The organism is Pseudooceanicola sp. NS-SX9 (genome assembly GCF_057380705.1).
Genome location: NZ_CM170818.1, coordinates 1,500,752 through 1,521,224, shown reverse-complemented (window position 1 = coordinate 1,521,224; position 20,473 = coordinate 1,500,752). Strand labels below are relative to the sequence as shown.

Genomic DNA, 20,473 nt, shown 5'->3' with positions numbered 1-20,473 from the left:
TGCCACGCGATGCGCTCGCGTGATCTTGCGGTAACGCCCGCAGCGACAAATGCCCGCAGCCGGTCCCAAAGCGCCCTGCGGCCTCCATGTTTCCACCTTTAGTGCACAAAGGTATACAAATTTTCCGGAACGGCCCTTGATCCATCGGGGGTGTTGCGCCACATCTTTGCACAGCACGAACCTCTCAATCATGTTGGAAGGGAGCCATCTCCATGACCATCGTAGTCGGACAGGACACCTCGGGCACGCGCAAGACGCTGACCGTCGGTGACAAGAGCTTTGCCTATTATTCGATCCCCGCGGCCGAGGCGGCCGGACTTGGCGAATTCGCCAAGCTGCCCGCGGCCCTCAAGGTCGTGCTGGAGAACATGCTGCGTTTCGAGGACGGCAAGACCGTTTCCGTCGACGACATCAAGGCGTTTTCCGACTGGGGCAAGAAGGGCGGCCAGAACCCGGTCGAGATCGCCTATCGCCCGGCCCGCGTGCTGATGCAGGACTTCACCGGCGTTCCGGCCGTGGTCGACCTGGCCGCGATGCGCGACGGCATCCTGGGCCTGGGCGGTGACGCCAAGAAGATCAACCCGCTGGTGCCCGTCGACCTGGTGATCGACCACTCCGTCATGATCGACGAATTCGGCAATCCGCGCGCCTTCCAGATGAACGTGGACCGCGAATATGAACGCAACATGGAACGCTACCAGTTCCTGAAATGGGGCCAGACCGCGTTCGAGAACTTCCGCGTCGTGCCCCCGGGCACCGGCATCTGCCACCAGGTGAACCTGGAATACCTGGCGCAGACCGTCTGGACCGACACCGACCAGAACGGCGATCCGGTGGCCTATCCCGATACGCTGGTCGGCACCGACAGCCACACCACCATGGTCAACGGCGCGGCCGTGCTGGGCTGGGGCGTCGGCGGGATCGAGGCCGAGGCCGCCATGCTGGGCCAGCCCGTGTCGATGCTGATCCCCGAGGTCGTGGGCTTCAAGCTGACCGGCGCCATGGTCGAGGGCACCACCGGCACCGACCTGGTGCTGAAGGTCGTCGAGATGCTGCGCAAGCACGGCGTGGTGGGCAAGTTCGTCGAATTCTACGGCGATGGCCTCGACAACCTGCCGCTGGCGCAGCGCGCCACCATTGCCAACATGGCCCCCGAATACGGCGCCACCTGCGGCTTCTTCCCGATCGACGCGGAAACCCTGCGCTATCTGGAACAGACGGGCCGCGACAAGGACCGTATCGCCCTGGTCGAGGCCTATGCCAAGGAAAACGGCTTCTGGCGCGGCACGGATTACGATCCGATCTACAGCTCGACGCTGGAACTGGACATGGGCACCATCGTGCCGGCGATCTCGGGGCCGAAACGGCCGCAGGATTACCTGGCGCTGGACACCGCCGCCGGCGCCTTCAAGAAGGTCGTCGCGGGCTTCCGCGGTGGCGATGCCTCGGCCGCGGCCGAGGACATGGCCGCCGAGGGCGACGTGGCGACGCTGGCGCGCCCGGGCCTGAAATCGACCTCGGTCGAGGGCGAGGACTACAAACTGAACGACGGCTCGGTGGTGATCGCCTCGATCACGTCCTGCACCAACACCTCGAACCCCTATGTGCTGATCGGCGCGGGTCTGGTGGCCAAGAAGGCGCATGAGCTGGGCCTGAACCGCAAGCCCTGGGTCAAGACCTCGCTGGCGCCGGGATCCCAGGTGGTGACGGAATACCTCGAGGCCGCAGGCCTTCAGGAACACCTTGATGCCGTGGGCTTCAACCTGGTGGGCTACGGCTGCACCACCTGCATCGGCAACTCGGGCCCCCTGCAACCCGAGATCAGCAAGGCCATCAACGATGCCGACCTGATCGCCACGGCCGTGCTGTCGGGCAACCGCAACTTCGAGGGCCGGATTTCCCCCGACGTGCGCGCCAACTACCTGGCCTCGCCGCCCCTCGTGGTGGCCTATGCGCTGGCCGGCGACATGAACATCGACCTGGCGAATGATCCCATCGCCCAGACGCCGGACGGCAAGGACGTGTACCTGAAGGACATCTGGCCCTCGGATGCCGAGATCGCCGAACTGGTCCAGAAGGTCGTCACCCGCGAAGCCTTCATCGAGAAATACGCCGATGTCTTCAAGGGCGACGAGAAATGGCAGGGCGTCGAGGTCTCGGGCGGGGAAACCTATGACTGGCCGCCGACCTCGACCTATATCCAGAACCCGCCCTATTTCCAGGGCATGGGCAAGGAAGCCGGCACGATCAGCAACCTCGAAGGCGCCAAGGTGCTGGCGATCCTGGGCGACATGATCACCACCGACCACATCTCGCCCGCGGGCTCTTTCAAGGACACGACCCCCGCCGGCAAGTACCTGCTGGAGCACCAGGTCCCCGTGCGAGAGTTCAACTCCTACGGCTCGCGGCGCGGCAACCACGAGGTGATGATGCGCGGCACCTTCGCCAACATCCGCATCAAGAACGAGATGCTGGACGGCGTCGAGGGCGGCTATACCAAGGGGCCGGACGGCGAACAGACCTCGATCTACGACGCGGCCATGGAATACATGGATGCGGGCACGCCTCTGGTGATCTTCGGCGGCGAACAATACGGCGCGGGCTCCTCGCGCGACTGGGCGGCGAAGGGCACCAACCTGCTGGGCGTCAAGGCGGTGATCGCGGAAAGCTTCGAGCGCATCCACCGATCCAACCTGGTCGGCATGGGCGTCATCCCGTTCGAGTTCACCGGCGGCGACACCCGCAAGACGCTTGGGCTGAAGGGCGACGAGACGGTCTCGATCACAGGGCTCGACACGGTGACGCCACTGGCGGAAGTGCCCTGCACGATCACCTACGGCGACGGCAGCGAAAAGACGATCACGCTGAAATGCCGGATCGATACCGCGATCGAGAAAGAATATGTCGAGCACGGCGGCGTGCTGCACTACGTGCTGCGGGACCTGGCGAAAGCCTCCTGAGGCCGGCCGCCCGAGACATCAAAGGGGCCCCGCGGGGCCCCTTTTCGTTGCGCCTGCGGCGGGCGTAGCAAGGGGGGGCGCTGCCCCCCTCCTGGCCTGCGGCCAGTTCACCCCCCGGAGTATTTCCGGTCAGATGACAGGGAACCCGGTCCCGCAACATGAAACGCCCCAGCCTTCTCCTGGCAGCGTCTTTGGCACCAAAGGACCAAAGGTTCTTTCATCTGACCCCAAATACTCCCCCCGGAGGGTCGGGACGCGCTTGCGCGGGCCGAATGTTCAGTCGGCCTTGGCCTTGGCGATGGCAGGTTCGATCGTTTCCTTCAGCACCCGTTCGGTGATCGGTCCGGCAAAGCGCAGCAGCACCTTGCCCTTGCCGTCGATCACGTAGGTTTCCGGCACGCCGTAGAGGCCCCAGTTGATGGCCATGCGACCTTCCGGATCCGCTCCGAGCGCCATATAGGGGTTGCCCAGCTCTTTCAGGAAGGCCGTGGCTTTTGTCGGATCATCCTTGTAATTCACGCCGTAAATCGGCACTTCGCCGCGTTCGGCAATGGCTTCGAGGTTGGGATGCTCGACCCGGCAGGGGGCGCACCAGCTGGCGAAGAAGTTCACCAGCTTGACCTGGCCGTCGCGCAGCGTCGCGTCATCGAAGGGCGCCCCGTCGCCAAGTTGGCTGAGCTGGACCCCGGGGGCCTCCTTGCCGACGATCATCGATGGCAGCGCTTCGGGGTCCTTGCGGTTCATGCCCCACAGGAACACGCCCGCCAGCGCCGCAAAGATCAGCGGCGGCAGGATCATCAGGGGTCTAACGCGCATCTTGCCTCCGGGCGGCGCGGCCGCGGCTTTCGACTTCGTCCAGGCGGCGGCGGACATGGCGCGCCCGCAGCAGGCTGATCGCCACCAGCCCCGCCAGCAGCACCAGCGCCACGGCATAGGCCGACAGCACCGAGGCCTCGTATTTCCCCAGATCTGGCATCATCCCATCCGCTCTCTTGTCAGCAGGGCGCGCATCCGGCGGGCCCGGATCTCGGTCTTGGTGCGCACCAGCACCAGCGCCAAGAACAGCGCCATGAAGCCGCCGATGCAGGTGATCAGCGGGTAGTAGAAGACATTGGCCACGTGCTGCGGCCCGTCCAGCGACAGCGACGCCCCCTGATGCAGCCCCTGGTTCCAGAAGTTCACCGCGTAACGGCTGAGCACCGCGAAGACCGATCCGACGATGCACAGGATGGCGGTCAGGTCGGCTGCGGTGTCGTCATCCTCGATCGCGGCCCAGAGGGCAATGTAGCCCAGGTAGAACAGAAACAGGATCAGGAAGGATGTCAGCCGCGGGTCCCAGGCCCACCAGGTGCCCCACATCGGCTGCCCCCAGATCGCCCCGGTGATCAGCGCGATCACTGTCATCACCGCGCCCACCGGCGCGGCGGCGCGTGCAGCAAGCGCGCTGACGTGATGCCGCCGGACCAACCAGATCAGCGAGGCGAACAGCATCATGAACCAGGCGTTGATCGCCATGATCGCCGCCGGCACATGCAGGTAGATGATCTTGACGGTCGAGCCCTGCCGGTAATCGTCGGGCGTCAGGAAGAAGCCCCAGACCAGGCCTCCGGCCAGGGCAAGGATGGCCAGCCCGGTCACCCAGGGCAGCACCCGGTCAGCCGTGGCGATGAATTTGCGCGGGTTCGCGTATTCCCAGATCGAGTTCATGGCCCTCTCCTACCGCCTCAGCCGAGCGGCTGACAATCACATCATCGCAGGTTGACGCGCAGGACGGCAGCTGCGGCGAAGGGCAGCAGCGCCACCGTGCCCAGCGACACCCCCGCCAGCATCAACAGCGGCGTTTCCAGCGGCTGGCCCTCGGCCCCGCGCCGCGCCACCTCGGCGCCGAAGATCAGCGTCGGCACGTAAAGCGGCAGCACCAGCAGGCTGAGGAGCAGGCCGCCGCGTTTCAGCCCCACCGTCAACGCTGCTCCGAAGGTGCCGATCATGCTGAGCGCGGGCGTGCCAAGCGCAAGGCTGACCACCAGCCACAGATGCCCGGGCCAGGGCAGGTTCAGCAACAGCCCGAGAACGGGTGCCACCAGCACCAGCGGCACGCCGGTGGTCAGCCAATGCGCGAGGGCCTTGACGAAGACGATCCCCTCCAGCGGCAGTGGCGCGGTGGCCAGCAGATCCAGGCTGCCATCCTCGCGGTCCAGCGCAAAGATGCGGTCCAGGGACAGAAGGCAGGCCAAAAGCGCGCCGATCCACAGGATGCCGGGGGCAATGCGTGACAGCAGCTCGGTTTCGGGACCGACCCCGAAGGGCACCAGCGCCACCAGGATCAGGAAGAACGCCAGCCCCAGACCAAAGCCTCCGCCCGCCCGGATCGCCAGTTTCAGGTCACGAAGCAGAAGGGCAATCACAGGAAGGCCTCGTCGAAATCATCAAGCTGAGGCCGCCTTGCCCGGCAGGCACCAAGATCCAGCACGCGGGCTTCGGGCAGGCCGAGGTCGATATGGGTGGCAATGATCGCAGCGCCACCACGCGCCAGATGATCCCGCACCACCCCCGCAAAGAGGCCCACGGAAGCCGCATCGAGCGACACTGTCGGCTCATCCAGCAGCCACAGCGGCCGCCCGGTCACCAGCAGCCGCGCCAGCCCCAGCCGCCGCTTCTGCCCGGCCGACAGGTTGCCCGCCTGCCGATCGCGCAGCGCATCCAGATCGAAGCGGGCCAGCGCCTCGGCTATGTCGCCAGAGCCATGGACCGCAGCCCAGAATCGCAGGTTCTCGGTGACACTCAGCTGGGTTTTCAGGCCGTCGGCATGGCTGGCATAGGCGACACCCTCCTCAGGCAGATTCACCTTCCCCGAGAGCGCAGGCTGCAGCCCGGCCAGAACCCGCAGCAGCGTGGTCTTGCCCGCGCCGTTCGGACCGCGCAGCACCAGCGCCTCTCCGGCCGAAACGGAAAACGATACCCCCTCAAGGAGCGGCACGCCTCCTCGGGCGACAGACAGATCCTGGATACGACATTCCATGGCCGAGCCTTATCCCAGCCGCTCCCCGGGAGGAAGAGGCATGGGACATGGCCCCCGCATCCCGCGGCCAGGATGCCGCAGCGTCGCCGCAGGTCCGCCTCCGGCGGGAGTATTTATGGCCAGATGAGAGAACCACGTCGCGCCCTGCCGGCAGGCGGTTGCCTTTCGAAGAAACAGCGCCGGGCGCGATAGGCACGCCGCGTTCCCTGTCATCTGGCCTCAAATACTCCCGCCGGAGGCATCGCCACGCAGCCACCGCCACAACGGCCGTTCAGGGCGCAGCGACCGGCAGAAGCGCTGCAGCGACACGCCGGCCCTCCGAGAGGAGCACGTTGAAGGTCCGGCAGGCCGCCGGAGACGCCATGGGTTCGACACCGATGCCCGCCGCCTCCAGCGCCTCGCGGAAGGCTGTGGGCACATGGGCGATCTCGGCGCCGGTGCCGACAAACAACACGTCGAGCTGGCCGGCATATTCCAGCAGCAGCCCGATGTCGGAAAGACCCTGCCAGGGCAGGACCTCGTTGGCGGTGACCAGGACAGCACCGTGATGCGCATGTCCCGCCACCCGGAAGAAGCCGGGGCCGTAGCCGTCGATGGGGCGCGCGTTGTCGTAATCGATCTCGGTCAGGCGCATCTCGGGGGACCTTTCGTGCGGATGGGCCCCCAGACTAGCCGCGCACCATCGGGATGGCCAGACGTGCAAGGGCCGCCGCGGGGATGCCGCGACGGCCCTTGGTGATCACATCCGGTTGCCGGTCAGGCGTCGATATTGGCGAACTGGTTGCCCTTGCCGCCGTTCGACTTCTTCGACCAGTCGCGTTTCACGCCCAGCCACAGCACGATGTTCTTGGCCACATAGACCGAGGAATAGGTCCCCACGATCACGCCCCAGGTGATGGCGAAGACGAAGCCACGGATCACGTCGCCCCCCAGCACCAGCAGCGGGATCAGCGCCAGCAGCGTCGTCCCCGAGGTCATCACCGTGCGCGACAGCGTTTCGTTGACCGAGAGGTTCATCACGTCGATCAGCGGCTTGGTCTTGTACTTGCGCAGGTTTTCCCGCAGCCGGTCGAAGATCACCACCGTGTCGTTGATCGAATAGCCGATGATGGTCAGCAGCGCCGCGATGGTGGTCAGGTCGAACTTGATCTGGAACAGCGCGAAGATGCCGATGGTCACCAGCACATCATGGAACAGCGCCACCACGGCGCCCACCGCGAACTGCCATTCGAAGCGCAGCCACACATAGAGCAGGATCGCGATCAGAGAGGTGCCCACCGCCAGGAAGGCGGTCTTCACCAGCTCGCCCGAAACCTTCGGCCCGACCGAGTCGACCGAGGTGAACTTGATCGAGGGATCGACGCCCTGCAGCGCCTTCTCGACCTTGTCGACGGTCTCGGGGGTGACGCTCTGCTGGCCCTTCTGCACCTGGATGCGCACCGAGGCCACGTGAGCCGAAGTGCCGAAGACCTCGGAAATGACCACGTCGCCCAGGCCCAGCGGATCGATGGCGGCGCGGTACTTGCCCACGTCCACCGCCTGTTCCGACTGCGTCCGGATGGTCGAGCCGCCGCGGAAGTCGATGCCGAAATTCAGCCCCAGCGTGGCCCACAGGATGATCGAGGCGATCACCGCCACGACCGAGACCCCGAAGGTCACGCTGCGCAGCTTGAAGAAGTCGTAGTTGGTGACTTCGGGTACCAGTTTCAGTTTGCGCATCTTACACCTCGATCGTCTTGGGGCGGACCCGTTCGAACCACATGACCATCAAGAGCCGGGTGACATAGACCGCGGTGAAGACCGAGGTCACGATGCCGATTGCCAGCGTCACGGCAAAGCCCTGGACCGAGCCGGTGCCCAGCACGAAGAGGATTACCGCGATGATGAAGGTGGTGATGTTGGCATCGACGATGGCCGACAGCGCCCGGTCATAGCCCAGCTCGATGGCGCGGGCGGGACCCTTGGCGGTCTTCAGCTCTTCGCGGATGCGTTCGAAGATCAGCACGTTGGCGTCGACCGCGGTACCGATGGTCAGCACGATCCCGGCGATGCCGGGCAGCGTCAGCGTCGCGCCGATGGTCGACAGGATGCCCAGGATCAGGCCGATGTTGATGATCAGCGCGATGTTGGCGAAGATCCCGAACAGCCCGTAGGAGGCGGTCATGAAGCCCAGCACGCAGACCGCCGCAACGATCGAGGCGATCTTGCCGGCGTTGATCGAATCGGCGCCAAGCTCGGGACCGATGGTGCGTTCTTCCAGGAAATCCAGGCCCGCCGGCAGCGCGCCCGCCCTCAGCAGAACCGCCAGGTTGGTGCTCTGCTCGACCGAGAAGTTGCCGGTGATGATGCCCGAGCCGCCGGCGATATGCGCCTGGATGACGGGGGCGGAAATCACCTTGCCGTCCAGCACGATGGCGAAGGGGCTGCCGATGTTGGCGGCGGTATAGTCGCCGAAGCGGCGCGCGCCCGAGGGGTTGAAGCGGAAGCTGACCGCAGGCGCACCGTTCTGGTCGAAGGTGGGCTGGGCGTCGGTCAGATCCTCGCCCGAGACCACGGGGGCGCTTTCCAGCAGGTAGTAGATGCCCTTCTCGTCTTCCGCCGGCAGCAGTTCCTGCCCGGCCTCGACGGCGGTATCCTTGTCGGTGGTGCGGCTGACGACCGGCTGGAAGGTCAGCTGCGCGGTGGTGCCGATGATATCCTTCAGCTCCTGCGCGGAGCCAAGGCCGGGGACCTCGATCAGGATGCGGTCGGTGCCCTCGCGCTGAATGGTGGGTTCGCGGGTGCCGACCTCGTCGATGCGGCGGCGAATGATTTCAAGGCTCTGCTTGACGGTGCGGTCATCGGTTGCGGCCTTCTCGGCCTCCGACAGCTGCACGGTCAGCACGTCGCCCGCGCCGGTGACGGCCAGATCGCTGGCACCTGCTGCGGTCAGGCTGCTGACGGGCTGCGCCAGCGTCTTCACATAGGCGATCGCCTTGTCCATGCCATCGGCATTGCCGATGCGGATCTTCAGCGTACCGTCGGTGGTGGGTTGCAGGCGGATGGTGCCGACCTCGTCGCGGTGGGTGCGCAGCAGGTCGCGGACCTCGGGCCAGAGGGCCTCCATCCGGGTCTTGTAGACATCCGCAGTGCGAACCTCGGCCAGCAGATGCGCGCCGCCCCGCAGGTCAAGGCCCAGGTTCACCAGGCCATGCGGCAGCCAGCCGACCCAGCCGGTGGCGGCCTTGGGATCGGTGCCGGCCTTTTCGGCGGCCTGCACCTGGGTGTTGTAGCCTTCCACGCGCCCGTAGAAGGCATTGGGCAGGGCCAGCAGCAGACCAAGGGCGACAAGCCCCCAGATCAGGACCCGTTTCCACGTCTCGATGTGCAGCATATGGACCTGCCCTTTCCTGTGCGCCTGACGGCGGTATTACTTGGCTTCGGCCGCGGGCTCGGTCTTGGAAATCACGCTTGCGAGCGTGCTTTTCAGGATGCGGACCTTGACGCCCTCGGCGATCTCGACCTCGATCTCGCCGTCTTCCTTGACCTTGGCGACCTTGCCGATGATGCCGCCCTGCGTGACGACCTGATCACCGCGGCGCACGTTTTCCACCATGTTGCGGTGATCCTTCATCTTCTTCTGCTGCGGGCGGATCAGCAGGAAATACATGATCGCGAAGATCAGGATCAGCGGCAGAAACTGCGCAATTGCGTTGCCTTGCATGGGGGCGTCCTTCTGTCAGGTTTGGCTGTCGTTATGGGCCACGGGGAACCCCCGCGAAATTGGCCGGAACCTATGTGCGGTGCCCGGGGATTGCAAGCTGTGATGCCGAGATGCCACGCCCTGCCCCAGATGGTGCGCGACCCCTTCCTATCCAGCGTTTACGCATCTTTTCGCCAGGTGCCGTGGCGGCATGCGAAAGGCCTGCGGGCGATGACGAAACTTCACAGCCCGGTGTGGATGCCCGGGCGCTGCGCGGTTGCACGCCGCGCCCGGCCGCCTATATCGGATCCGGCCCCCCCCAAGCGGGGCCCCAACCAAAGGAACGGACCATGGGTTATTTCAAGACGGCCCTGCTGATGGCGGCGATGACCGCGCTTTTCATGGGCCTGGGCTATCTGATGGGCGGCAGCGGCGGCATGGTGGTGGCGCTGGTGGTGGCCGCGATGATGAACCTGTTCACCTGGTGGAACTCGGACAGCATGGTGCTGAAGATGCACAATGCCCGCCCGATCGCGCCCCGCGATGCCCAGGGGCTGCATGATCTGGTGGCGCAGCTGGCCGCCAATGCCGGGCTGCCTGTGCCCGCCGTCTACATGATCGACACTGACCAGCCCAATGCCTTTGCCACCGGCCGGTCCCCCGACAAGGCCGCCGTCGCCATGACCGCGGGCCTGGTGCGCCGCCTGTCCCGAGAGGAACTCTCGGGCGTCATCGCGCATGAGCTGGCGCATATCCGCAACCGCGACACGCTGATCATGACGGTGACGGCGACCTTCGCCGGGGCGATCTCGATGCTGGCGAATTTCGCGCTGTTCTTCGGCGGCTCGCGCGAACGCATGGGCCTTCTGGGCAGCCTGGCGATGATGATCCTGGCGCCGATCGCGGCGGCACTGGTGCAGATGGCGATCTCGCGCACGCGCGAATATGCGGCCGACCGGGCGGGGGCGGAAATCTGCGGCAACCCGCTGTGGCTGGCCTCGGCGCTGGAGCGCATCCAGGAAGGCGCCGCCCATGTCGACAACGCGGCCGCCGAACGCCACCCCGCCACCGCCCATATGTTCATCATCAACCCGCTGCACGGCGGCGGCCGCGACAACCTCTTTGCCACCCACCCCGCGACCGAGAACCGCGTCGCCGAACTGGTCAAGATGGCCGAGGGCATGGCGCGCCGTCCCGCCCCCCGTCCCGCCGATGAAGTCAGCCCCAGTTCGATCCCGCGCAGCGGCAAGCGGGGCCTTGCGGACATCCCGAAAACAGGCCGGTCGAACCGCCGCACCCCCTGGAACTGACCGCACGCCAAGCGCGGTTACACTGGGCGTTCAAATCCGGCATAAGTCGGGCACGAATCGTAATCTGGAGTGCCCGACATGCATGACATCCGTACCATCCGCGACAACCCGGCCGCCTTCGACGCCGCCCTGTCCCGCCGCGGAGCCTCGGGCATGTCGTCGGAGGTTCTGGCCCTCGACGAGGCGCGCCGCACCAAGATCCGCGAGGCGGAAACCGCGCAGGCCGAACAGAACGCCGCCTCCAAGCTGGTGGGCGCCGCCAAGGCCAAGGGCGACGAGGCCGAGTTCGAGCGCCTGCGCGCGCTGGTGGCGGAAAAGAAATCCGCCGTTGCCGCCATGCAGGCCGAAGCCAAGGAGCTTGACGCCCAGCTGACCGATCTGCTGATGGGCATCCCCAACCTGCCCTTCGACGACGTGCCCGACGGCAAGGATGAAAACGACAATGTCGAGATCCGCCGCTGGGGCACCCCGCCCGCGCTGTCCTTCGCGCCCAGGGAACATTACCAGATCCCCGGCGTCCTTCCGGGCATGGATTTCGAGACCGCCGCGAAACTCTCGGGCGCGCGGTTCGTCGTGCTGCAAGGTGCCGTGGCGCGCATCCACCGGGCGCTGGCGCAGTTCATGCTGGACACCCATGTGGACGACAACGGCCTGACCGAAACCTGGACCCCGGTCCTGGTGCTGGAGGAGATGATGTACGGCACCGGCCAGCTGCCGAAATTCGGCGAGGACAGCTATCAGACCCGCGAGGGCTGGTGGCTGGTGCCCACCGCCGAGGTGACGCTGACCAACACGGTGAACGGCGACACGCTGGACGAAGCCGCCCTGCCGAAACGCATGGTCGCCCATACCCAGTGCTTCCGCTCCGAGGCAGGCTCGGCCGGTCGCGACACCGCCGGCATGCTGCGCCAGCACCAGTTCGAAAAGGTCGAGATGGTCTCGATCACCCATCCCGACGCCTCGCGCGCCGAACTCGACCGGATGACCGAATGCGCCCAGGGCATCCTGGAACGCCTCGGGCTGGCCTACCGCACCGTGGCTTTGTGCACCGGCGACATGGGCTTTGGCGCCCGCCGCACCCATGACATCGAGGTCTGGCTGCCCGGTCAGAACACCTACCGAGAGATCTCCTCGGTCTCGGTCTGCGGCGATTTCCAGGCCCGCCGGATGAATGCCCGCTTCAAGCCCGCAGGCGGCGGCAAGCCCGAATTCGTCCACACGCTGAACGGCTCGGGGCTGGCGGTCGGGCGCTGCCTGATCGCAGTGCTGGAAAACGGCCAGCAGGAAGACGGCTCGGTCAAGCTGCCCGAGGTCCTGTCGCGCTACCTTGGCGGCAAGCTGACGCTGACGGCCGAGGGCCAGCTGGCCTGACGCCCCCCGTCGCAGACGCGCGAAACGCGGCCCCGGTGATCCACGCCGGGGCCGTTTGCGTATCCCCCCGCAAAGACCCGGAGTCCCCATGCCTCGCCTCAAAGCCCTGCTGATCCTGCTGGCCACCGCAGCCTTCATCCTCTCGCCCGTGCTGTCGCCGGGCTTTGCAGGCTTCACCCCGGAACAGTTCCCGGTGCCGCAGAACAGCCCGCCGATCCAGCCCATCGGGCTGACCTTCGCGGTGATCTGGACCCTGATCTACGGCTGGCTGCTGGTGATGGCGGTCTTCGGCCTGCTGAAACGCGCGCAGGATCCGGCCTGGGACGCGCCGCGCGGCTGGCTGCTGGCCTCGCTGGTGATCGGAGCCGCCTGGATCCCGGTCGCCAATGTCTCGCCCATAGCGGCCACGGTGATGATCTGGATCATGCTGGCCACCGCGCTCAAGGCGCTGGCCCATGCCCCCCTCACCGACCGCTTCCTGCTGCAGGCGCCGCTCGGGCTCTACGCGGGCTGGCTGACGGCGGCCTCACCGGTGGCAACGGCGGTGGTGGTCACGGGCTACGGCGGCACGCCGGTCCAGCCGATCCACGCCGCCTTCCTGGCGCTCGCAGCCCTCCTCACCCTGGCCACGCTGCGCTTCAGCGCCTCGCCGCGGCCCTTCTACCTGGGCGCCATGCTCTGGGCCGCGCTCGGCATCCTGACCGCCAATGCCGAAGCCGGCCGGCTTGCCTTCGCGGCCCTGTCGCTGGCGATGCTGGCGCTTCTTGCCACCCTCACCGCACGCGAAATCAGCCGCTTCCGCGGCTGACAGGTTCTCTCATCTGACCAAAAATACTCCGGGGGGGAGGTGCGCAGCACCGGGGGGGCAGCGCCCCCCTTCCCCGCCCGTGAACGGGATCAGGGTTTCGGCGGCTTGCGCCCCAGCGGACGGCCCCCCGACGGACGGCGCCCCTGCCGGGTGGGCTTGGTATCCGCCGGCGGTTTGCCCAGGTGCTTGCGCAGCCGCGAGGGCGTCGATTTCTTCTTCGCCTGATAGGGGTTCTTGTCACCCTGCCCGCGCATGAACAGACGGATCGGCGTCCCCGGCATGTCGAAATCGCTGCGCAGCCCGTTCACCAGATAGCGCGAATAGCTGTCGGGCAGCTTGTCGGGATGGCTGCACATCACCACGAACTGCGGCGGCCGGGTCTTGGCCTGGGTCATGTAGCGCAGGCGGATGCGGCGGCCCTGGGGGGCGGGCGGCGGGTGCTGCTCCAGCATCACCGCCAGCCAGCGGTTCAGCTGGCCGGTCGACACCCGGCGGTTCCAGGTCGCATGGGCGCGCAGGATCGCCTCGCGCAGCCGGTCAAGGCCGCGCCCCGTCTTCGCCGAAACCGTCACCAGCGGCGCCCCGCGCAGCTGCGGCAGCAGACGCTCGAAGGCCTCTTTCAGCGCCTTCAGCTTTTCCTGCTTCTCGTCCTCGATGTCCCACTTGTTGACCGCCACGACCACCGCGCGGCCCTCGCGCTCGGCCAGGTCGGCGATCCGCAGGTCCTGCTGCTCGAACGGGATGGCCGCATCCAGCAGCACCACCACGACCTCGGCAAACTTGACCGCGCGCAGACCGTCAGACACGGAAAGCTTCTCGACCTTGTCCTGCACCTTGGCCTTCTTGCGCATGCCTGCGGTGTCGAAGATCTTCACCGGCACGCCGTCCCAGTCCACCCGCAACGAGATCGAGTCGCGCGTGATCCCGGCCTCGGGGCCGGTCAGCAGCCGGTCCTCGCCCAGGATCTTGTTGATCAGCGTCGATTTCCCGGCATTCGGACGGCCCACCACCGCAACCTGCAGCGGACGCTCATCCGAGGGCAGCCAGGCCGCTTCGCCGGCTTCCTCCTCGCCGTCTTCCTCGGGCAGGTCGATATCCATCTCCGGGGCGAGGGTCTCGACCTCCGAGGCCTTTTCCTCGAATTCATCGGCAATCGGCATCAGCGCGCTGTAAAGCTCGCTCATGCCCTCGCCATGTTCGGCCGAGATGCGCAGCGGCTCGCCCAGGCCCAGGCCATAGGCCTCCAGCACACCCGCATCCGCGGCCGCGCCCTCGGACTTGTTGGCGGCCAGCAGCACGCGGGCGGCGCGCTTGCGCAGGATCTCGGCAAAGACCTGGTCGGTCGAGGTGACACCGGCGCGGGCGTCGATCATGAACAGGCACACATCCGCCATGTCCACCGCGCGTTCCGTCAGCTTGCGCATCCGGCCCTGCAGGCTTTCGTCCGTGGCCTCTTCCAGGCCCGCGGTGTCGATCACGGTAAAGCGGATATCGCCCAGCTTGGCATCGCCTTCGCGCAGGTCGCGGGTGACGCCCGGCTGGTCGTCCACCAGCGCCAGACGCTTGCCGACCAGCCGGTTGAAAAGGGTCGACTTGCCGACGTTCGGGCGGCCGACAATGGCTAGGGTGAAGGACATCGGGCTGCTCCGGCTGCGGTTTCGAACGCCCCCGATACACGAAACAACGGCCCCCGGAAAGGGGGGCCGTTCAGCAGATCGCAAGGATGTTCCGGCTTAGCGATAGGCCAGCAGGGTGCCGTCCTTGGACAGGAGGTAAAGCGTGCCCCCCGCCACCACCGGCGCGCTGGCGGCACCACCGGGAATGGCCACCGTGTACAGCAGCGCCCCCGAGGTCGGATCGAAGAAGCGCAGATCGCCGCCCGAGGACGCCACCACCAGATGGCCGCCCGCCAGAACCGGACCGAACTGGGCATAGATCGCGTCGATCTTCTTGGCCTTCTTCTCGGGCACGTAGAAGGGCAGCTGCACGCCCCAGATCCGCTTGCCGGTGGCGGCATCCAGGCGCACCAGCTCGTTCATGTCGGTGGTGATGAAGACCGAACCGCCCGCCACCCAGGCCGGGTTCATCGGGCCTTCGTCAGCCGTCCATTTGCGGCTGCCGTCGGTCAGGTTCAGCGCCACCATGCGGCCGGCCTGGTTGCCGACGTAGACGGTGTTGCCCTCGATCACCGGGGCGCCGGTGATGTCGGACATGTTGGCCCGGGCAAAGCCGTTGCGCCGCCCCGAAACCGGGGTGTTCCACAGCCGCATGCCGCCCTTGCGGAAGACGCCCTCGACCTGGCCCGAGCCAAAGCCGAAGACCGCGTATTGGTCATTGACCGCCGCCGCCGGCGCACCGGCGAAATTGTCGGGATCGGGGGTGGCCGAGACGGTCCATTCGACGCGGCCGTCATCGGTGTTGATGGCCCAGGCCTCGTCTTCCCCTGCGGTGACATAGACCAGCTTGCCGGCGATGCTCGGCGCCCCCGTGGCCGAGGCCAGCAGCTTTTGCTGCCACAGCTGGCGGCCGGTCGCCGGATCCATCGCGGTCAGCGTGCCAAAGCCCGAGGTCGCGAACAGCTTGCCGTCGCCATAGGCCAGCGCCCCGCCCGAGCCCTTCATCGGATCGACGCCCGCCGGCGCGACCGAGGCCTGCCACAGCCGCGCGCCCGCGGTCGAGGTGGCGACCACCTGCCCCAGGGCATCCTGAGTGAAGATAACGTTGCCCACCACCACCGGGCGGCCGGTGATGCGGGTCTTGCGGGTCTGGCCGGCGCCGATCTGGGCGCTCCAGGCCAGCTGCGGATGGGCCGCCAGCGCCGGGTTGGTCGTGCGCGTCGCAGGCGAACCGCTGTCCTGCGTCCAGTCAGCATTCACGACCGCCTTCGGCAGGCTGATCGCGCGCACCTGGTTCACCGGTTTTTCGGGAATGTCGCCCGGCACCAGATCGGTCATCACCGCACGCGGCGGCAGACGGGTGCCCTGCAGATAGGTCTTGGGCTCCGAGCAGGCGCTCATGCCCAGGACTGCCAGCAGTGTCAGCCCCATGGTCGCGCGGCCGGAAAGCTGCCGTTTCCGCGTATCCGCACCGCCCCGAAGTTCCGAAGCCGTTTCCGCTTTCGCCATTGCCTGCCCTTGCCCTGTCTTCTGTTACGCAGCGCCGCCTCACGCGACGCCGAGCGGCCTTGCTGTACCGGTGGGCGGCTGGGCCTGTGGCCGCCCCGCCCCCGGGAATGGGATCAGCTGTCCTTGTCCCCGATCGAGCCGCCAAGCGCCACAATCAACTGACTTGCACGCTGACGCAAGCCCGAGGTGACATTGGCGTCGTCGGTGATCCCCTTCAGCGTCTCGATCGCCTTCTGGGAATTGCCCTGCTCGACATAGGTCAGTGCAACCTGTTCCTGCGCAAGCAGGTAGAGCGCAGAGCCCGGGGCCGCAAGCTGGCTGAAGGCCGTGCGGCGATCCTCTGCCGACATGCCGGGCGCCATCAGGATCTTCTTGAAGGCGGCGATCTGGCCATAGATCGGGTCCGCCCCGTCCGAGGGCACCTCGCCCAGCAGCTTTTCACCTTCGGCAGCGCCGGTATCGGGGATCTTGTCGGCCTCGGAGGCGGCCAGCATCTGCAACAGCGCCTTCTGGTCGCCGTTCGCGGCAGGTACCGCCTGCAGCGCCTTGACGCGGGCGGCGCTGTCCTTTTCATCCAGCGCCGACAGGATCGCATCGCCGAAGGCCTGGGCCTGGGCATTGGTGCGGCTGCCCTTGATTTCCAGCCAGGCGGCGACGCCGACCAGCACCACGATGGCCAGGATCACGATCCAGCCAAACCGCTTCATCAGCGCAAAAAGACGGTCGCGGCGGACTTCGTCGGTGACCTCGTCGATGAAACTGTCGCTCTCGCTCACGGCTTTCTCCTCGGGACGTTCGGCCCCTCCTTAGCGCAGGGTCCGCGGCCTGCCAAGGGCGGCAGCGGCGGCAGCGGGCGCCTCGCCGGGTCGTGAAGCCGCGACATGCCGAACCGGGGGCACCCGGCAGGGAGCGAAGGGGCCGGGCCAACGGCATGGGGCAACGGGGCCTGGGCCCGCAGCAGGGGGCCAAGAGGCCCCGGGTCAATGGCAGGGCGCCCTGCCCCCCGAAGGGACAGGACGCCGGGATCCTTCCCCCGTGGGGCGCGCGGGATCAGAAGTTCGCCGTCATCAGCACCGTGACGCCCTGGGTGCGGCGGTTGCCCTTCAGCCCGTCCGAGCGCGCATAGGACACCTCCAGCCGGGCGCCATTGGCAAAGCCCACCGATGTGCCGATCTTGGTGTAAAGATAGTTGTCCTCGTCGACATAGGCGCCGGCATCGTTGACGAATTCATGCTGCAGCCCGGCCTCGAAGGCGGGCGCCCAGACACCGGGCTTGAACGAGGGGCGCTCAAAGCGCGCGGTGGCGGCGACATAGCCGTAATCCAGCCGGTCGGCAGCGACCGTTGCGCCAAAGCTGTTGGTGCCCTCCTTTAGCTCGGTGCGCTGCCAGACGGTCTCGAAATTGGCCTGCATTTGCCAGGCTTCGGGCAGGAAGGGCAGCTGGTCCTTGCGGAAGGTGCCGATCAGGTTGCCCTGCAGATAGAGGCGCGTGTTGTCCTGGTTGGTGGTCAGCGTCGAGCCCCCGCCCAGCGGGATCTTGGTTTCCCCCGTGCCATCCAGCCAGGTCGCCCGGCCGACAAAGCCCCAGGTCTTGTCAAAGCGCTGCAGGATGTCGGCGCGCAGGCCCAGGGCGCTGGCCTCGACGCTGCCGCTGTTGTGCTTGAGGTCGGTCGAGGACCGCTCGCCCACCAGCCCCAGGCCCCAGGCGGTCATGTCGCTGGCCATGTTCAGATATTGCAGGCGCAGCGTGCCGGTGGTGCTGTTGGAATAGGTCAGGTTCTCCTGCCCCCAGGACTGGTTGCCCAGGATGTTGATGCGCAGGAAGGAATCCGTGTTGCCGATCTGGTGCAGCAGCCCCAGCGGCATGGTCAGCGTCGTCGTGCCGTCCTGGTAGCCCGTCGTGGGCCCGCCCGCCGCCACCGCCGCCATCTGCGCGCGGCCCTGGTTGACGCGCCCCTGCACCAGGCCAAAGGTTTCATTGTTGCCCCATTCCGACAACAGCCCGCTGGCGCCGAAATACAGGCCCAGCCGCTTCTCGGCACTCATCGGTCCGGCGGGCCAGTCCTCGGCCTGGGCCATGCCTGCGGCGCACAGCGCCGCCAGGCCCATCGCCGAGGCGATCAGCGTGTTCATCTGCATTGGTGTCCTCCCGTTTCAGCTGGCGCTGCGTGGGGGGGCCGGCCGGGCTCCTCTTCCTTGGCCGACGGGCAGCTGCCAGTCCGGACAGCCTAGTCAGACCGTCCCGGCGCCAGAAGGCAGCTTGGCTGCAACACAGAGTTTACACATTCGTTCAAGACACAACTGCCGGAAGATGCCAGAAAAATCGGCCTCTGGCCCGGCTGGTGTCAGGCGGCCTCCTGGGCCTCGGCGGACTGCTTTTGCCACAGCGAGGCATAGCGGCCGCCGCGCGCCAGCAGGTCGGCATGGGTGCCTTCCTCGACCACCTCGCCCTTTTCCAGCACGACGATGCGGTCGGCATCGGCGATGGTCGACAAACGGTGCGCGATCACCAGCACCGTGCGCCCCTCGCCCGCGCGGTTCAGCGCCGCCTGGATCTCCTGCTCGGTGTCGGTATCAAGGGCCGAGGTCGCCTCGTCCAGCAGCAGTACGGGCGGGTTCTTCAGCAGGGTGCGCGCGATGCCCACCCGCTGCTTTTCGCCCCCCGACAGCTTCAGCCCGCGCTCGCCCACCGCCGTGTCGTAGCCCAGCGGCAGGGACATGATGAAATCGTGGATCTGCGCGGCGCGGGCGGCCTCGACCACCTGGTCATGGGTGGCATCGTCGCGGCCATAGGCGATGTTGTAGCCGATGGTGTCGTTGAACAGCACCGTGTCCTGCGGCACCACGCCGATGGCATGGTGCAGGCTGCCTTGGGTGACATGGCGCAGATCCTGGCCGTCGATGCGGATGGCGCCGCCCTTGACATCGTAGAAGCGGAACAGCAGCCGCCCGATGGTCGACTTGCCCGACCCGGACGAGCCCACCAGCGCCACCTTCTGCCCCGGGGCGACGCGGAACGACACGCCCTTCAGGATCTCGCGGTCCGGGTCATACGAGAACCGCACGGCATCGAATTCGAGCGCCGCGCCGGTAACCACCAGCCGTGTCGCATCGGGGGCGTCGATCACCTCGGCCGGCTGGTCGAGCAGCGTGAACATTTCCCCCATGTCGACCAGCGCCTGGCGGATTTCCCGGTAGACGGTACCCAGCATGTTCAGCGGCACGGTGATCTGGATCATGTAGCTGTTGACCAGCACGAAATCCCCCACCGTCAGCGTGCCCTTCTGCACCCCGATCGCCGCCATCACCATCACCGCCACCAGACCGGCGGTGATCACCAGACCCTGGCCAAAGTTCAGATAGGCCAGCGAATAGGCGGTCTTGACCGCCGCCTCCTGATAGCCCGCCATGGCATGGTCATAGCGGCGCGCCTCGCGCGCCTCGGCGCCGAAATACTTGACGGTTTCAAAGTTCAGCAGGCTGTCGACGGCCTTCTGGTTGGCATCCTGGTCCTGGTCGTTCATCTGCTTGCGCAGCTTGACCCGCCATTCGGTGACCTTGAAGGTGAAGACGGTGTAAAGCGCGATGACCACGCCCACCACCACCACATAGGCAAAGCCGAAGACCCACCACAGCACCACCGCGATCATCGCCAGTTCCAGCACCAGCGGCCCGATCGAAAACAGCAGGAAGCGCAGCAGGAACTCGACCCCCTTGACGCCGCGTTCGATCACCCGGCTCAGGGCGCCGGTCTTGCGGGTCAGGTGATAGCGCATCGACAGGCGGTGGATATGGACGAAGGTTTCCAGCGCCAGCGCCCGCAGCGCTCGCTGGCCGACGCGGGCAAAGATCGCGTCGCGCAGCTGTTGGAAGATCACCGCCATCAGCCGCGCCATGCCATAGGCCATGGTCAGCCCCACCGCGCCCGCGCCCAGCATCCAGCCTGGCCCCTGTGCATGGTCCGACAGCCCGTCCACCGCCGCCTTGTAGAGGAACGGCGTGCCGACCGACACCACCTTGGCCAGCACCAGCACCGCCAGCGCCCAGATCACCCGATGCCGCACCCAGGCATGGTCCCTTGGCCAGAGGTAAGGCAGCACCCGGGCAACGATCCGGCCGGAATTCTTCGGCAGCTCGGTCGAGGTGATGGTGGAATGTCTGGGACTCATGGCGGCGGCTCCTTGTCTCGGGGGCGGTT

18 protein-coding genes are annotated in these 20,473 nt (G+C 66.8%); 4 read left to right on the top strand and 14 right to left on the bottom strand.

From position 1 onward, the window contains the following. The first annotated feature begins 212 nt into the window (after positions 1-212). Positions 213-2,960 (top strand): aconitate hydratase AcnA, encoded by a 2,748-nt coding sequence (acnA, locus tag AC2ITM_RS07210; RefSeq protein ID WP_486469143.1) that lies wholly within the window; start codon positions 213-215, stop codon positions 2,958-2,960. Between the two features lie 276 nt (positions 2,961-3,236). On the opposite strand, the gene AC2ITM_RS07205 is transcribed toward acnA, so the two are convergent. The 9 genes from AC2ITM_RS07205 to yajC all read right to left on the bottom strand — a co-directional run bounded on the left by AC2ITM_RS07205 (position 3,237) and on the right by yajC (position 9,682). Then, complete coding sequence (locus AC2ITM_RS07205; protein WP_486469142.1) at positions 3,237-3,776, bottom strand: DsbE family thiol:disulfide interchange protein; 540 nt, start codon at positions 3,774-3,776, stop codon at positions 3,237-3,239. Next, positions 3,766-3,939, bottom strand: a complete 174-nt coding sequence (gene ccmD / locus AC2ITM_RS07200; RefSeq protein WP_486469141.1) for a heme exporter protein CcmD — start codon at positions 3,937-3,939, stop codon at positions 3,766-3,768. The genes AC2ITM_RS07205 and ccmD overlap by 11 nt, the downstream gene beginning before the upstream one ends. Further along, positions 3,936-4,667: a heme ABC transporter permease gene (locus tag AC2ITM_RS07195; protein ID WP_486469140.1), complete on the bottom strand. Its 732-nt coding sequence runs from the start codon at positions 4,665-4,667 to the stop codon at positions 3,936-3,938. Before AC2ITM_RS07195 ends, ccmD begins: the two co-directional genes overlap by 4 nt. 41 nt (positions 4,668-4,708) lie before the next feature. Further along, positions 4,709-5,365, bottom strand: a complete 657-nt coding sequence (gene ccmB / locus AC2ITM_RS07190) for a heme exporter protein CcmB (protein ID WP_486469139.1) — start codon at positions 5,363-5,365, stop codon at positions 4,709-4,711. After that, on the bottom strand, positions 5,362-5,979 hold the full coding sequence (ccmA, locus tag AC2ITM_RS07185; protein ID WP_486469138.1) for a heme ABC exporter ATP-binding protein CcmA: 618 nt from the start codon (positions 5,977-5,979) through the stop codon (positions 5,362-5,364). Before ccmA ends, ccmB begins: the two co-directional genes overlap by 4 nt. Positions 5,980-6,250: 271 nt before the next feature. Then, positions 6,251-6,613 (bottom strand): Mth938-like domain-containing protein, encoded by a 363-nt coding sequence (locus tag AC2ITM_RS07180; protein WP_486469137.1) that lies wholly within the window; start codon positions 6,611-6,613, stop codon positions 6,251-6,253. A gap of 122 nt (positions 6,614-6,735) precedes the next feature. Then, positions 6,736-7,698, bottom strand: a complete 963-nt coding sequence (secF, locus tag AC2ITM_RS07175) for a protein translocase subunit SecF (RefSeq protein ID WP_486469136.1) — start codon at positions 7,696-7,698, stop codon at positions 6,736-6,738. 1 nt (position 7,699) lies between these two features. After that, positions 7,700-9,352: a protein translocase subunit SecD gene (gene secD / locus AC2ITM_RS07170; RefSeq protein ID WP_486469135.1), complete on the bottom strand. Its 1,653-nt coding sequence runs from the start codon at positions 9,350-9,352 to the stop codon at positions 7,700-7,702. Positions 9,353-9,388: 36 nt separating this feature from the next. After that, positions 9,389-9,682, bottom strand: coding sequence for a preprotein translocase subunit YajC (gene yajC, locus AC2ITM_RS07165; RefSeq protein ID WP_486469134.1), 294 nt, complete (start codon positions 9,680-9,682; stop codon positions 9,389-9,391). A 329-nt stretch (positions 9,683-10,011) separates the two neighbouring features. Here yajC and htpX point away from each other — a divergent pair, with 329 nt between their 5' ends. The 3 genes from htpX (at position 10,012) to AC2ITM_RS07150 (ending at position 13,150) form a co-directional block, all read left to right on the top strand. Then, positions 10,012-10,971 carry a zinc metalloprotease HtpX gene (htpX, locus tag AC2ITM_RS07160; RefSeq protein WP_486469133.1) on the top strand — a complete coding sequence of 320 codons (960 nt, stop codon included), beginning with the start codon at positions 10,012-10,014 and terminating at the stop codon, positions 10,969-10,971. A 78-nt stretch (positions 10,972-11,049) separates the two neighbouring features. Beyond that, positions 11,050-12,342, top strand: a complete 1,293-nt coding sequence (gene serS / locus AC2ITM_RS07155) for a serine--tRNA ligase (RefSeq protein WP_486469132.1) — start codon at positions 11,050-11,052, stop codon at positions 12,340-12,342. Between the two features lie 88 nt (positions 12,343-12,430). Next, positions 12,431-13,150 (top strand): hypothetical protein, encoded by a 720-nt coding sequence (locus tag AC2ITM_RS07150; RefSeq protein ID WP_486469131.1) that lies wholly within the window; start codon positions 12,431-12,433, stop codon positions 13,148-13,150. An 89-nt stretch (positions 13,151-13,239) separates the two neighbouring features. Here the strand turns inward: AC2ITM_RS07150 and der are convergent, their stop codons facing one another. The 5 genes from der to AC2ITM_RS07125 form a co-directional block, all read right to left on the bottom strand. Next, complete coding sequence (der, locus tag AC2ITM_RS07145) at positions 13,240-14,787, bottom strand: ribosome biogenesis GTPase Der (RefSeq protein ID WP_486469130.1); 1,548 nt, start codon at positions 14,785-14,787, stop codon at positions 13,240-13,242. A gap of 96 nt (positions 14,788-14,883) precedes the next feature. Next, positions 14,884-16,275 carry a PQQ-like beta-propeller repeat protein gene (locus AC2ITM_RS07140; protein WP_486469129.1) on the bottom strand — a complete coding sequence of 464 codons (1,392 nt, stop codon included), beginning with the start codon at positions 16,273-16,275 and terminating at the stop codon, positions 14,884-14,886. A gap of 113 nt (positions 16,276-16,388) precedes the next feature. Continuing rightward, positions 16,389-17,051, bottom strand: a complete 663-nt coding sequence (locus AC2ITM_RS07135) for a hypothetical protein (RefSeq protein WP_486469128.1) — start codon at positions 17,049-17,051, stop codon at positions 16,389-16,391. Between the two features lie 274 nt (positions 17,052-17,325). Beyond that, the gene (locus AC2ITM_RS07130) at positions 17,326-18,414 is read right to left on the bottom strand and encodes a hypothetical protein (RefSeq protein WP_486469127.1); all 1,089 of its coding nucleotides are present in this window, start codon (positions 18,412-18,414) and stop codon (positions 17,326-17,328) included. A gap of 206 nt (positions 18,415-18,620) precedes the next feature. After that, the gene (locus tag AC2ITM_RS07125; RefSeq protein WP_486469126.1) at positions 18,621-20,444 is read right to left on the bottom strand and encodes an ABCB family ABC transporter ATP-binding protein/permease; all 1,824 of its coding nucleotides are present in this window, start codon (positions 20,442-20,444) and stop codon (positions 18,621-18,623) included. Positions 20,445-20,473 lie beyond the last annotated feature (29 nt).